This window comes from Verrucomicrobiota bacterium, from assembly GCA_027622555.1.
Classification (GTDB): Bacteria; Verrucomicrobiota; Verrucomicrobiia; order Opitutales; family UBA2995; genus UBA2995.
In genome coordinates this window covers 1-14,192 of record JAQBYJ010000128.1, presented here as the reverse complement: position 1 = coordinate 14,192, position 14,192 = coordinate 1, and the positions used below count along the sequence as shown (strand labels likewise).

13 protein-coding genes are annotated in these 14,192 nt (G+C 47.0%); 8 read left to right on the top strand and 5 right to left on the bottom strand.

All coding sequences use genetic code 11. From position 1 onward, the window contains the following. Positions 1-893: hypothetical protein (locus O3C43_21695; protein MDA1069108.1), on the bottom strand; the 893-nt coding region annotated here is incomplete at its 3' end. 396 nt (positions 894-1,289) lie between these two features. Here O3C43_21695 and O3C43_21690 point away from each other — a divergent pair. The 3 genes from O3C43_21690 to O3C43_21680 all read left to right on the top strand — a co-directional run bounded on the left by O3C43_21690 (position 1,290) and on the right by O3C43_21680 (position 2,939). Continuing rightward, the gene (locus O3C43_21690) at positions 1,290-2,198 is read left to right on the top strand and encodes a dienelactone hydrolase family protein (GenBank protein ID MDA1069107.1); all 909 of its coding nucleotides are present in this window, start codon (positions 1,290-1,292) and stop codon (positions 2,196-2,198) included. Between the two features lie 146 nt (positions 2,199-2,344). Next, the gene (locus O3C43_21685) at positions 2,345-2,680 is read left to right on the top strand and encodes a hypothetical protein (GenBank protein ID MDA1069106.1); all 336 of its coding nucleotides are present in this window, start codon (positions 2,345-2,347) and stop codon (positions 2,678-2,680) included. A gap of 28 nt (positions 2,681-2,708) precedes the next feature. Then, on the top strand, positions 2,709-2,939 hold the full coding sequence (locus O3C43_21680; protein ID MDA1069105.1) for a hypothetical protein: 231 nt from the start codon (positions 2,709-2,711) through the stop codon (positions 2,937-2,939). Between the two features lie 416 nt (positions 2,940-3,355). Here the strand turns inward: O3C43_21680 and O3C43_21675 are convergent, their stop codons facing one another. Together O3C43_21675 and O3C43_21670 are read right to left on the bottom strand one after the other, a co-directional pair. After that, positions 3,356-4,579, bottom strand: coding sequence for a hypothetical protein (locus O3C43_21675; GenBank protein ID MDA1069104.1), 1,224 nt, complete (start codon positions 4,577-4,579; stop codon positions 3,356-3,358). Positions 4,580-4,601: 22 nt separating this feature from the next. Further along, positions 4,602-6,491: a sulfatase-like hydrolase/transferase gene (locus O3C43_21670; protein ID MDA1069103.1), complete on the bottom strand. Its 1,890-nt coding sequence runs from the start codon at positions 6,489-6,491 to the stop codon at positions 4,602-4,604. A gap of 171 nt (positions 6,492-6,662) precedes the next feature. Between O3C43_21670 and O3C43_21665 the strand changes: the two genes are divergently transcribed. From O3C43_21665 to O3C43_21645, 5 genes are all read left to right on the top strand, one after another. Beyond that, on the top strand, positions 6,663-7,589 hold the full coding sequence (locus O3C43_21665; protein ID MDA1069102.1) for an aminotransferase class IV: 927 nt from the start codon (positions 6,663-6,665) through the stop codon (positions 7,587-7,589). Next, positions 7,586-8,320, top strand: coding sequence for a sulfotransferase family protein (locus O3C43_21660; protein ID MDA1069101.1), 735 nt, complete (start codon positions 7,586-7,588; stop codon positions 8,318-8,320). The genes O3C43_21665 and O3C43_21660 overlap by 4 nt, the downstream gene beginning before the upstream one ends. Positions 8,321-8,692: 372 nt before the next feature. After that, positions 8,693-9,961 carry a beta-ketoacyl-[acyl-carrier-protein] synthase family protein gene (locus O3C43_21655; GenBank protein MDA1069100.1) on the top strand — a complete coding sequence of 423 codons (1,269 nt, stop codon included), beginning with the start codon at positions 8,693-8,695 and terminating at the stop codon, positions 9,959-9,961. A 9-nt stretch (positions 9,962-9,970) separates the two neighbouring features. After that, positions 9,971-10,228: an acyl carrier protein gene (locus tag O3C43_21650; protein MDA1069099.1), complete on the top strand. Its 258-nt coding sequence runs from the start codon at positions 9,971-9,973 to the stop codon at positions 10,226-10,228. After that, positions 10,225-11,106 (top strand): lysophospholipid acyltransferase family protein, encoded by an 882-nt coding sequence (locus O3C43_21645; protein MDA1069098.1) that lies wholly within the window; start codon positions 10,225-10,227, stop codon positions 11,104-11,106. Before O3C43_21650 ends, O3C43_21645 begins: the two co-directional genes overlap by 4 nt. On the opposite strand, the gene O3C43_21640 is transcribed toward O3C43_21645, so the two are convergent. After that, positions 11,103-12,689 (bottom strand): CehA/McbA family metallohydrolase, encoded by a 1,587-nt coding sequence (locus O3C43_21640; GenBank protein ID MDA1069097.1) that lies wholly within the window; start codon positions 12,687-12,689, stop codon positions 11,103-11,105. The genes O3C43_21645 and O3C43_21640 overlap by 4 nt on opposite strands. Further along, on the bottom strand, positions 12,682-13,869 hold the full coding sequence (locus tag O3C43_21635) for a winged helix DNA-binding domain-containing protein (protein MDA1069096.1): 1,188 nt from the start codon (positions 13,867-13,869) through the stop codon (positions 12,682-12,684). Before O3C43_21635 ends, O3C43_21640 begins: the two co-directional genes overlap by 8 nt. Positions 13,870-14,192 lie beyond the last annotated feature (323 nt).

Here is a 14,192-nt window from a genome sequence, read left to right as displayed (position 1 = left end):
AATCGTCGCTGACCCTCCTCGGGCTCGAGGATTTCATTTTTTTCTTTAACAATCAGGGTAGCTCCCTCGCGAAGTACTTGCCCGGTTTCAGCCGCCCGTTTTTCAGCATGGTACATGGGACCGTAATCCCGGTCCGAGATCGCACAGACAAATAGAAAAATTAAAGTCCCCCAGCAATAAAACCGGAAAGGTACACTTTTTATAAAGATGGCATAACCTCCTTCTTCAATTCCGATCGATTGGGACATTTGCGAAAACAAATACACCTCAAAGGCGATCCAGGTTGAGAGCATGGCCAAACCGGCTATCGGGGCCGTAGTTGAATCAACGATGTAGGCTAGTTTTTCCCTGGAAATGTTCCATTTATCCGTGAGCTTCCGCATGGTGGAACCCACCACAACCGTATTCGAATAGTCGTCAAAAAATACCACCATCCCTGCAAAAAAAGTAGCCAACTTGGTGCTGCGTCTGCCGCGAGCAATTACCATCAACTTTTCTGCCATCCCGTGAATACCGCCACTCCGGTAGGTCACATGGATCATCCCTACCAGGGCGAAAAGAAACACAAAGATGAAAACATTGAATGCATTCCTCAAATTCTCCAGCAGGAAGGTATCGATCGCCTGAGGCAGTGCCACAATGGGGTTCCAGCCGTAGGTAAGAAAGGTACCCGTCAAAAAAGCGGCCAGAAGAGCCACCACCAGATTCCTGAAGAATAAAGCAAAGGCGACGGCCATGACAGGAGGAAGCACACTGTACCAATGACCGTTCAAATCCTGACCTTCAAATGACCGTTGGGGAAGAAGATAGAAAAACAAACAGGCCAAACCGAGCGTCACCAAAAAACCTACCACACGTTTAGGTTCTTTAAATAGTTTCAGAGCGTCATCCATAAGTTAGTGGCGTCGAAAGACCGACTTCGAAAGACAAAAGGGACCTCCAACCAAAATTTCAAGCTCATCGCGAAAGAAGCTTAAGTCTGATTCATCGTACAGCAGTTGGTTAATTACAACCGAGCTGTTAAGGGGATGCCCGAGAGGAGGACCACTTCTCCGTGGGACTGGGTATCCCCTCTCCATATCATGAACCGCGGCTTCTGCAAATGGGTCGTGCCAAGCTTAAAGTACGAGGCGCCGAATAGATTTTCAAGCTGCGTGCCAGAAGGAGAAATTTTTAAATAGCCGGATTGCAATGAGGAGAAAAATTTCTAACACTTCGACTTACTATTAGAACTGGTTAACCCGTTCATTCTTCAATCTTCGAAAACAACCCTAAACAGAGAGAACACTATGTCCAATTTAGAACCCATAACTGAAACTGAAATTCGCCCCATTCCCCAGGAGGCCTTCGATTGGTATGATGAGTATGCCCATGGTTTTATCGACCGGAGGACGTTTATGGCACGATTGTCTACTTTGGCAGCATCAGGATTTACCATGGCTATGCTTTTACCAGCCCTTATGCCGGACTACGCATCCGCAGAACAGGTCTCTTTTACTGATGAAGCGATCAAGGCTCGATATACTACTTTCCCTTCGCCCAAAGGCCATAAGGAAGGACGAGGCTACCTGGTTACACCGGCGGCATTAAGCGGCAAGGCCCCCGTTGTACTGGTGGTTCATGAAAACCGTGGTTTAAACCCATACGTAGAGGACGTTGCAAGGCGCGTTGCCAAAGCAGGGTTTATTGCTTTTGCACCCGATGCGCTTCATCCTCTTGGAGGCTATCCGGGAAATGATGATGAAGGCCGAAGCATGCAGGCTTCCATGGATAAGGAAAAATTGGAACAGGACTTTATTGCAGCAGCTAACTTTATCAAATCCCACGAATCGAGCACCGGAAAGTTAGGCGCAGTTGGATTCTGCTTTGGGGGCTATATAGTTAATATGCTTGCGGCAGAGCTGTCCGATAAAATGAATGCTGGCGTCCCTTTCTACGGCACTCCGGCGGTCAAAGAGATTCGGAAGAATATCAAATGCGCGCTCCTGTTACAATTTGGGGAATTAGACAATCGGGTAAACGGAACGTGGTCGGAATACGAGGCAGATTTGAAAGCCAACGGAAACGATTACACAGCCTATGTCTATCCGGGTGCGAATCATGGGTTTCACAATGATTCTACCGGACGGTATGATAAGGTAAACGCAGAGCTGGCTTGGGAGCGCACCTTGGCGTTTTTCAATAAGCATCTAACTTAATCATATAAACCTCATTCGTGTTTCGGAAGTAAGCCACCAGAGCTCATTCCCTTGAATCTGGACCGGGCAATTGTTTCGAAAAACGAAGTCTAAGAACAAGTTCTCTTCCCCGAGAATTCCACCGGTTAATTTTTAGAAAAACTGCATTGAATATTTATATACACGCCATCGAAGAGGAAATGCTTTACTCGCTTCCCGAAGAACCGACGGTCACACCTAAAAACAATCGTTACGGCGAGACCAAGGCCTGGAAAGTCCATGTCGATCTTGAGGTAAGTACGCCCAATAATCAGTTTAAGAAAAGGCGTTGGAAAATTCCCCAGTCTCAGACCTACAAAAACGAATATCCTACCAGCCGCAAACAAGAGGACATCATTGCAGCCTTCAAGGCTGGCTTTTATCCTGAAGGAAAGCTGATGAACCAGCGGGAATACGAAACCTTAAAACAAGAATACGACGAAAAGTCGGGAGTTAGTTGGTAGGGGAAAAGTCGATCTATAACTAGGGCAGATGAAACTCCCCGACGCAAGCACCTGGGTATCTGAAATACAAGAACAAGCTCTTTTCTCTTTTGCTCGCAAGAATCCAGCAGACATCGTTGGTATTCGATTCGCGACCAAGGTCACTCCTACAGCTACTTTCGCGTATCAAAATGTAGGAGCCAGCTTGTATTCCTTGAGCTTGTCGAAGTGGCTGGCGATCTCCGCGATTTCAACACCCTCCTTGCATCGGGATCGGTAACTGAATGGAAAGTTTGAAAAACGCAGAAATTACCTGATCGAGCGCAACCTCTTTATAGGTACGACTAGGGTACTTTCAAATAAGTTTTTTCCGGATAATTCTGGTTCGGACCGCTACGGCGAACGGTCCCTACCTTTGACACAATGCCGCACGTATGCGGTAGGGCGGCCTCGCCGAGGGTGCCGTCTCTCCTAAGAACACAGCAGCCCTGAATGGAAACAACTTACTGGTTGTTCCACTAGGGTGTAGGAGCTGCTTTAGCTGCGATTCTTTTGCTCGGTTGTTCGCGGCTAAAGCCGCTCCTACATTCTCCGAATATATACAGAATAATTGGATTAAAAGAACCCGTGGCGCACAGTTTCAAAACTCAGATACTCCGATGCTTGGAGGCGGTTGAAAAAGTCTAAAAACTTCCACTATAACAAATCTGTTGTCTCTTTAAGAATTTGCTTAATTGCGATTTTGTCGCGTTTGGAAAGGTGCTCGAAGCTTTCGTATTCGTTGTCTGGATCCAGGATATTACCCAGTTCCTGTTTTATATATTCCATGGCTTCATCGGGAAGATTCTTAAAGGCGTCTGAATAGACCATGTAACTGAAAGGGTAAGTAAACATGCGGCCATTCATCTTCAAATCATACAAGGAGCGCCCACGGCTGTCCTTGGGGCCATTGCCTTTGAAGTATTCAGCGTAAGGTGAATCCTCAAGCTCTATACCACTGATCTCGGCTTCATCCTTAAAGAACATATATTTCAATAGCTTATCAGCTACCGACTTGATTTGTCGTTTCGTAGATTCGGAAAGTCGCTCTGTGCGGCCTAACAATTCGTCAAACTTTTTTTGAGAATAGAGAGCAGTCTTGGTCTGTATTGCCAGATGAGCAAGTAGACGATGTAGCTCTGACTGGTGTTCCAAAATCAGCAGTGCCACGGTGTCGCTTCCTTCCATTAAATATCCATTATCCCGGATATTAGCCATATCGAATAGACGGCCAGAATCCACGCCTCGATCTGTCTCTGTAAACACTTTGTTGCCATGATGTGAATTTGGACCTCCGGTGACAAACCACCCTCCTCTCCGGTTGTTAAATGGCGTTGTTTGATCCACAACCATAGTTCCCGCTTTAAAAATTGGCTGCCCCGTATTATCGGGAAACACCGAGCGGACCAAAGGCGAAGGAATGTCCCGGGTGAAAGATCCGCCATGACAACTCAGGCAATCGTGATTCTCACGCTTCAATTCGGGGCGATCAGTATAATTGGAAATAGTATAGAAGTTGTTGGCAGTAGTAGGACTGGAGGCGATGATTTCCAGCTTTTCAGCGCCCGGGACCCAACCGACATAAATGTCTTTGTTGAAATAAATCGCCCGCGGATTCTCAGGCCGAATGTGGCTTACCTGTAAACTGGTTTTAGAATAAACCAGCACCTGCGATTCTTTGGGAATATCAAAGGTCGCAAGCAAATCGTTCAAATAGCCTGAGTATCCCCGCCGCTCCCAATCAACCCCGCCATCTGAAAAAAAGTTGGCGACTGAATCCACCGCTTCGGATTTAAAATAATTAATAGGCTCCGACTCATAAAGAGTCACAGCTGTGGCCGCAGAAATACTTCCGAGAAAAATAAAGAATATTAAACGCATATAAAATCAAATTGCAGCCGTATTAATCTACCTGACGACTCGTTCCCTCCAGCTGATTCAAGGCCCGATTAATGACCCGAACCACGTATTTCCCATTGGCATACAATTCTTTTCTGGGAATCAGTGCGGCATGCATGGCTTCGGAAGCGGACAAAGCGAGCTCGTCCATCTCGTCCAAAACAATCGCAGCGTGTAGTCGCTCCCATTGTTCTCCGACATCCAATTCTTTTACTAAAATCGGCAGAGCAAGTTCAGAGTGCCCCAACCTTCCTAATGCTCTGGCAGATGCGATGCGAACAACCGCAGAATCATCTTTTAGTCCCTCCTTCATCAAGGAAGTTGCCTCACGGGCGGGAAGTCCAATATTGCCGATTCCTACAGCACCCCAATAACGCACGGCAGCGTCCTGATCCCGCATTGCAGCCTTTAAATCAGGCAATGAATCCATCCCCCCGGAAGCAGCAGAAGCTACATCAGCTACGCGGTCGGACAAAGTAGCGTCCGCTGTTTGACGAAGAATGCCGTAACGATGGCCTACCAACTTCTCACGTTCGACAAGGATGGGTTCTGCCAGCAATCCGGTGTCCCGTGTTTCTTTCACCCATTCAAGGTGTGCTTTGCGAAGTCGCTTGAGCGTTGCCTCATAAGCTGGATTGTCCGCGAGGTTGTTCAACTCATGTGGATCGACTTTCGTATCATAGAGTTCTTCGACCGGTTTGGTTGGTGAGAAAAAGTAATCAGCAGCTGCTCTCAAAGTTCCCGCGTTGTGGCCATCGCGGAGCTCTTTCATAGTAGCACCTTGCTCCGGAGTATTCATATATTGATAAAAGGTTTTCAATGGCTCGTAGTTACGAATGTATTTATAGCGATGGTCACGCGCCATACGGATAATGTCGTACCGTTCATCCATCCTGTCCCTTGCCCCGTAAACATAATCCCGCGCAGGCTCCAACTGGTTCCCTAGAAATGCTTTCCCTTGCATATACCCGGGTAGTTTCACCCCGGCCAAATTCAAAACAGTAGCCCCGAAATCAATAGAGCTCACCAGGCGATCGGTCACAGTTGATGGAATCCCCTGCCCGTCTACCCGGTATTGTTCCGGGATCCGAATAATTAACGGGATATGCGTACCCGAATCATATAACCAGCGTTTCGCACGGGGGAGGCCAACCCCATGATCGGACCAGTAAAAAATAATGGTTTTTTCGTAAAGTCCGTCGTCCTTCAATTGCTGAATAAGATCTCCTGCCCAAGCATCCATGGCTGTGATCAGCTCGTAATTTCGCTTCCAATCTTCGCGGGCAAGCGGAGTATCCGGGTAGTAAGGTGGAAAAGTGGTCAAAGCATTCGGGTCCTGGCGTTGATCAGGGCTCAGATTCTTGGTTACTTCCAAATATTTTTTTGTCCCGGCAATACCACTCTCGTGACAACCAGTGAAGTTAAAGACAGAAAAGAATGGTTGATTCTTATCTTTTCGATTACGCCAATGACCTTTGCCACTGGATTCGTCCCAACTCCCTTTTGGAGTCACAAACTGGTAATCTTCTTTGCTGTTATTCGTGCAGTAATAGCCGGCCTGACGCAAGTAGGTAGGAAAGGGTTTAATTTCCTCAGGCATCTGCGAATGGCCACGCATGTGTTGTGTACCAATAGAGGTTTGATACATACCGGTGATTATCCCACTTCGACACGGGGCACAGACTCCAGCGGTTGTAAAAGCATGTGTGTAGCGCATACCTTCCGTAGAAAGTTTATCGAGGAAAGGTGTTATCGCGTGGGGGTCCCCATAACAGCCAAAGTGAGCATTAATATCCTCTGCGCTCAACCAGAGGATATTGGGTCGTTCTACACCGTTCACTGACTGGCAAAACATTAGGGAAAAAGTAACTATTAGGGTACTAAATGATTTCATGGGTATCGGTGAAAACAGACATTTCTAAATCCAACTTGTTCTAACACAAGGATCAAACCTGCGAGATTTATGAAGATTATAGATGCCTGCTTCACCGATCTGGAAAAAGTTAGCAATGGTGGTAATTCTTATAGATTGCGCTTTCCTTTGAAGAATCCCTAACCTCAATCCATGAATCGAGGTACACACGATAGTTTGGCTGACTCCCGAAATGAGCACATTCTGATCAATATCAATGGCGAGCTGTTTCCAAGAAATGAAGCCAGGATTTCCGTATTTGATAGCGGGTATTTAGTGGGCGATGGCATTTGGGAAGGTTTAAGATTACATGAGGGTGTATTCGTATTTCTGGACGATCATCTGAACCGCCTCTTTGAAGGCGCGCGCATGATTTTTATGGATATCGGTAAATCACGTGAAGATCTGACCAGGATGCTGCACGAAACCGTGAATGCAAACGCCATGGAAGACGGAGTCCATGTGCGGCTGATGGTAACTCGTGGCAACAAGAAGACACCCTCTCAAGACCCAAGATTAACCATCACCCCACCCAATATCGTAATAATTCCTGAGTTCAAAACGGCTAATCCGGAAGTGCGGAAGCATGGGGTTCGTTTATTTACTTCGGCAATCCGCCGCGGTTCACCCGATTATCTTGATCCCCGTCTGAATTGTCATAGCAAGCTGCATGAGGTGATCGCGCTCAGTCAGGCACTCAACGCCGGTGCTGATGAAGCTCTGATGCTCGACATTCATGGATTTGTATCCACCTGCAATGCGACCAACTTTTTTATAGTCCGCAACGACGAGGTGTGGACTTCAACCGGCAATTATTGCATGAATGGAATCACCCGGGCCAAAGTGATCGAGGTTTGTCGTAAGAACGGCATCACAGTTCACGAGAAAAACTTTTCCCTGATGGATGTGTATAGCGCAGATGAGGTATTTGTTACGGGAACTTTCGGCGGATTGACACCAGTTGCTGAAGTGGACGGACAGACAATTGAATCAACATCGATCCCGGGTTCACTGACCCAAACGCTTATGCAATTGTACCAGGAATCTATCCGGCAATACATCCAATCGGTGAAAGGATGACGAGCGATTCTACAGTACGTGTTTCACTTTGGTCGGGACCACGCAATGTATCGACGGCGATCATGTATGCATTCGCTCAACGCGAAGACACCATTGTCTTTGATGAGCCACTCTATGCTCACTATTTATCCCATACGAATGCACACCAATTCCACCCGGGAGCGGAAGATATTTTGAGGTCTCAGAATAACGATGGTCGCCAGGTTGTAGAAGAAATCATTCTGGGAGAATCAGTTGAACCCGTTCGTTTTATTAAGAACATGGCTCATCACTTGGTTGATCTGGATAGGAGTTTTTTAAAACAACTAAAGAACATCATTCTAACTAGAGATCCGAGGGACATGTTGCTCTCTTATTCGAAGACGATTCCAGATTTTGGTATCGTGGATACCGGCTATCCGCAGCTGAAAAGCATCTGCGAAGAACTAATTTCGTACGGAGAATCGCCGCTCGTGCTGGATTCGAAGAATCTTCTGGAAGATCCCGAGAAAGCGCTCCGCCTATTATGTGATTCTCTGGGATTAACCTTCGACCCAGCAATGCTGTCCTGGGAAAAAGGTCCCAAGGACTTTGAAGGCATCTGGGCTCCGCATTGGTATCACAACATTCATCGATCCTCCGGGTTTCAGCCGTATAAACCAAAAACGGAGCCGTTCCCCGAAGCATTTCGACCTCTGCTGGTTGATTGCATCCCTATTTATGAGTATCTCATGCGATTCTCAGTGATTTAGTTATAAAAGGCACTTCATGGGTTCAATTATTAATACGGGGACAGATACCACTATTGTAACAATTTCCGGCTTCCAAACTGACAACCAGGGCAAGAGCGTCCCCGTGGTCCGGTCTGCTTCGCATCCGGTCATGTCGTCGTTGCACTCCTCGGAACTGCCGCCGAACGTTCAGGAAATACACGGCACTGCGAGGACGCTCTTGCCCTGGTTCGGTTGCAAGGAAATTTTCACAACTTACCCGCCCGAAAGAGAGTCAGATACTCTCCGCACTTATAATTACACTCGTACTTCCAATAGCCGCCTAAAGAACCTTGTGCTTTTATAAATATCTCCCTTCTATTTCCGCGTTTATTCGATTTTTCCTGAACACCGATGAGCCATCCTAGCCAGCCTTCCAGTTCTTCAGCCCGTAAACGCGTCGTCATTACCGGTATGGGAATCGTTTCTTCATTGGGATTGGACCAGGATACGGTGTGGCAAAACCTGATTGCTGGAAAAACCGGGATAGGGACATTGACCTCTATTGATACTACCGAATGTAAAGTAAAGATCGGTGCAGAAGTTCAAGAGGGAGTGGTTGAAGAACAACTCAAACTCCTCAAACGCCGCCCTGTAGACCGCACACTCGACCAGAGTATCGTGGCGGCTAGAGACGCGCTCAGCCAAGCAGGGTTGTACGACAGTGAAGCCGAACTCGAGAGTCAGGACATATCTGTGGTGTTTGGAACCGGTGCCGGAGTCGACCACAGCCTGTACAACGCCTTCAAACTATTTGAAGAAAAAGGTCCCAAAGGTGCACGACCCACCACGGTGCCTCGGTGTATGCACAACGCCATATCAGCCGCGCTGTCGCTTCAGTTCAAACTGACCGGGACCAACTACATGGTGGTATCGGCCTGTACTTCGGCGTCCAATGCTATGGGAATGGCATTTCGGATGATTCGTGACGGTTACGTTGACACGGTATTAACCGGTGGAGCAGATGCCTTTTTCAATCCGTTTTACTTCGGAATCTGGAATAATATTCCCGCGCTTTCAAAAATTGAAGACCCGTTGAAAGCATGCCGTCCATTTGCGGAAGACAGGGATGGCACGGTTCTCGGTGAAGGCGCCGGTGTCCTCATTTTCGAATCGCATGAAAAAGCGCTAGCACGAGGCGCGACCATTCTAGGCGAAATCCTCGGATATGGTGAATCTTCCGACGCCAAACATATCACAAGCCCCGATGCCGATGGCCAGGTGAAGGCCATGAGGATGGCATTGAATGACGCTGGCATTAGGCCTGAAGAATTGAGCTTTATTAACAGTCACGGAACGGCGACAAAGGGAAACGATAGTTGCGAAAGTGAGTCCATACGCACAGTTCTGGGCGAGGCGGTGGACCATGTTCCGGTGTCAGCGAATAAAAGTTATTTTGGCCACAGCTTGGGCGCGTCCGGAGCCCTCGAATCGATCACAAGCCTCCTTTCATTGAAGCATCGCACAGTGCCAGGGAATTTAAATTTAGAAAACCCCGATCCTGTATGTAATGTAAACCTGATCGGCCCAGACCCTGTATCCATTAAGCAGGGACCCGTTATGAAAAACAGTTTCGGATTCGGAGGAGGAAATGGAGTTTTAATCCTTGGACCACCTAACTAAAACTATTTTATGAACGATACATCAAAAGAAGAAGAACTCATTGCTAAGTTGAAAATCATCATTGAAGGATGCGCAACCGATCCGATCGACCTGAGTAATTTCAGTACCAGCACAAAAGTGCAGGAAATAGGTTTAGATTCTCTTACGATCCTGGACATGTTCTACGATATCGAACAGGAAACAGGGATCTCTATCGAACAAGAAGAGCTCGTAGACTTTCGCACTGTGGGTGACATAACGACCCTGCTGATCAACAAGGGAGCTTGAAGGCGCTTCTTCATATAATCGAGTTCGCCCTGGCCAGGGTGTTACTCTTTTTCTTTGATCACCTCCCCTATCGTTTAAACTGCCTGATCTCAAAAGGAGCAGCCAACCTTTGGTGGTGGGTGGATTTCAGGAGACGTCGGGTGGCCCGGGATAATATTTTGAGGAGCGGTGTTGAAACCGATCCCAAACGCGCAAGAGCTATCGCCAAGCGTTCCATTCAGGTATTCTCCATGTTGGTTTTCGAATCACTTAGGTCTGACAAATTTCTTGAAGGCGAAAAATGGCGAGACCATGTAAAGCTCGATATCAAGCCCGATGTTTTGGAGGTTCTCAAAGACCCCAACCAGGGTTTACTTATGGCCGCAGGTCATTTTGGAAATTGGGAAATTGCGGGTCACCTCCTTTCACGTTACAAACCGATAGCGGGTATCGCCCGAAACATGAATAATCCGTGGATCGAGAAACTTGTCCAAAGTCGCAAGGCTCGCGCCCGATTTCGACCTATTCCAAAATACGACAGTAACTCGGGGCGCCTGATGGAGGTTCTGAATGAAAAACAGATCCTCGCTCTTCTGTTTGATCAACACGCCGGCAGTTACGGTATGATGATCGATTTCTTTGGGCATCCCGCGGCGACTTATAAAACGATTCCAATGCTACACCTGGTAACACGCACGCCTATTTGTTACGTGGAGTGTATCCGCACAGGCCCCATGCAATTTGAAGTTACGACCTCTCACCTGATTCAGAAAACCCTGAGCGGAAATAAGGACGAGGAGGTTCGATCGATTCTCGAACAGCTGAACCAACACCTCGAGACAACCATTCGAAAAGACCCCACCCAATACCTGTGGGCTCACCGTAGGTGGCGAGATTAGTCAAGCAATCCACGATAATACTCGAGTGCTTGGTGGTATTCAGAGAGGGCACGCTCTCCGAGCACTCCTTGATGGCGGAGTATTTCGTCCTCAACCCGTTTGATTAGGTAGGCGACTTCTTCAGGCCTGGGCTTTAACGGCTTACCTGGCACATCGAAAAATACGGGAGCTGAATGAGCAAACCTTGAACGCTTCGTTTCAATTACGCGCACGGCCATCCAGGATGATTGCTCCAGTTCGAAATTCATTTGAAACTCAAACTTCCGACTGTGCTCAATATGTCCTTGGGGAGTTGTGGAGACTCTTGGACGACCATTAACAATTAGTTCTATTGGAGATCCGTCAGGGGTATGATCAAATTCATAGTTAACGGATGCGATGATTATATCCCCCTCGCGCTTGTATTCCACTTCCAGCATCGGCCCTGTCGTAACAAAACTTCTTCCGCCCAGCAAACCATCCAACCACTTTTTATAGCTGAAGACACCGTCAACTTTCACATAGACTCGCCCGAACCCTAGAGGAACGGGATGTACTCCAGACGCCGTTCCAGCAGTCGGTTTCAAATCGAATCCACAATTCAATAAAGCGTAGTAATTTTTAAACCCGAAATCGATCCAGCCGCGTTCGGTGAACCCACCATCCTCCATTTCAATTTTCATATATTCCCCGACATTCTCGGAATACCAGGTTTTAAACTGAAACTGGGTTCGCCAGATGTGGTTGTTGGTCAATTCGTATAACCCAACATCCATCACTGGCACCAGCATCATAGACCACGGCCAATTATGTTTATCCAGCTCAAGAATTCCTCCCTGCCTTCGAGCCTCATCCGCAATGGGGCCAACGGGTGGAGCCGCCAACTCCAAAGCTTCTTTGTGATTCAAAATAAATACGGCGCCTAAAACATGTCGGTTCCCATTGACCGTGAAAATCTCATACTCCGTATTCACTGGCCATATGACGTGAGTACTATCGACCTCAATTAACTTCGCCGGTGGCACCGGATCGGGATTCTTGCTATTCAGATTTGGAGTAGCCTGAGTATCGGTTACCCAGGCCGTGAGAGGAAATGCCACATTCAAATCCTCCGCCAACATGAGAGTGGGCAATTCCTCAACCGTTCGATGAACATGGGTTTCACCGCTATACCAACCTCGTTCAGCCATATTGATCCAGCGCTTGAGAGAAAGAGTTATTTCTTCAGGTTCCTCATCTCCTGAAACTACTATTTGCTTGGATGCTGTCAGATACTCTTTCCCTCGTTCCGCAGATACGGTGTATTCACCAACCGGAAGTTTTGCCACAAACGGGTGAGCGGATAAAGTGGTGTGAACTTCAACACTTCCGCTATTACGGATCTTTGAATAAGGAATCGCCTTCCCATCCGGGGAGCTACTGTCCGCGTGAAAAAAATCACCAGCCTCCGATTCCATATATAAGCGAACCGGAAGAATCTCACCACTATCAGAATCAACGGCTCTACCCCGAATTTCGAAAAGCTCCTGCGCCATGGAAATCGTCAATCCATGGATGCATATCCCAAAAATGAAAATGACCTGAATAAGAGAAGTTCTATTCATTGTTGATAAATCCATTATCGGTATTGCTCGGTTCGCAGCCATTAAATTCAGCAAAAACATTCAGGGCTTCGGTCAAGGTGGCATCGAATCGTTTTTTATCCTTCAACCCGTTTTCGTAATGAAGGTTTTTCACAATCAACGTTTTCGTTTTCCGGTCAGCCTTCATATCAATCCGTGCCACCAGCTCATCTCCCCAAAGAATCGGACAAACAAAGTAACCGTATATACGTTTCGGCCCCGGGACATAACACTCAATTGTATAATCAAAGTCAAACAACAGACTCATGCGGTCCCGTTGAATGGCAAGATTGTCAAATGGCGACAGGATTCGAATGACCCGACTCGAAGATCTTCGTTTTTTCAAAGACTCCAGAGTTTCAGCGAACGCATAATAGACTTCTCCTTCAATTCCTTTAACAGTGACTTCGATCAGCTCTCCACGTTCCACCTGATCCTGCAAAACGGTTTTTAAGACCTTACGATCGCAGGCTTGAATGTATCGGCTGATTTCAGTTTCCCGGGCAATTCCTGATGCGGTTAGAGCACGTTTGATTTGATAAGCCGCACATGCTTCATCGTCAGGTTTCCTGATATCCAATCCCGCAGGGAGCACTCGTTCCTTCAGGTCATAAATCCGTTGGAAATTCCGCCGGGCCGTCACCATGAGATCACCTCTCAAATAAAGATAATCGAGTGCTGCCTTCGCAGGTTTCCCACTCGACCATACTCCGGGATCTTTGTTTTTAACATGCTCAAAATCTTTCGATGCCAACGGACCCTCTTTTAATATACGTTTGAGGATTTGATTAAACAACGGTTTGGCGGAAGCGTACCTTTCCTTTTGCCACTTCCCGCTTGGTGGTCGTTTGAACGCATCCATCTTGGGAAGAAAAAACCGATAGTCCTCTATTGGCATGTAAGCCACGGCATGTGCCCAATGCTCGAATACCTTTTTGTCCTTTGCAAAAAGGTCATTTAAATACGCTGGTTTATAATCCTTTTGCCGGGACGAGAGAATATGGTGGTGGGCTCTTTCAATGACAGAAATCGTATCAATCTGCAAATAGCCCAAATGCTTTACAGCATTAAGAGTGGCAGACCTGCCTCTCTCACTCTGACCGGTTCCCAAAGAAGCGGAAACCGCCAATCTTCGGGCCTGTGACTTTGAAATTTGATGCATAAATTGATAGAACTAAGATGGTGACGGATCCGTAAGAACATCGTCACAAAGTAAAGCAGCAGGGAATTCGGCTTCCCTCAATAATTTCTTTGAAAATGTCCTATCTTTTTGGCACCCTCGGCTCCTAGTATCAAGGATACTTGAATTATATCCGAAGGGTAATGAGAAGTACTGGCTCTATAATACAATCAACGATCAAGATCTTAATATTCCTATGGATGAACCGCTGTTTCGAACATGACCAAAAGTCATAGGGGCACTTTGATAAATTAACTCATTGACAGTCAGTTGCTTATATACAATAAGAAGGTTATATATGAAAT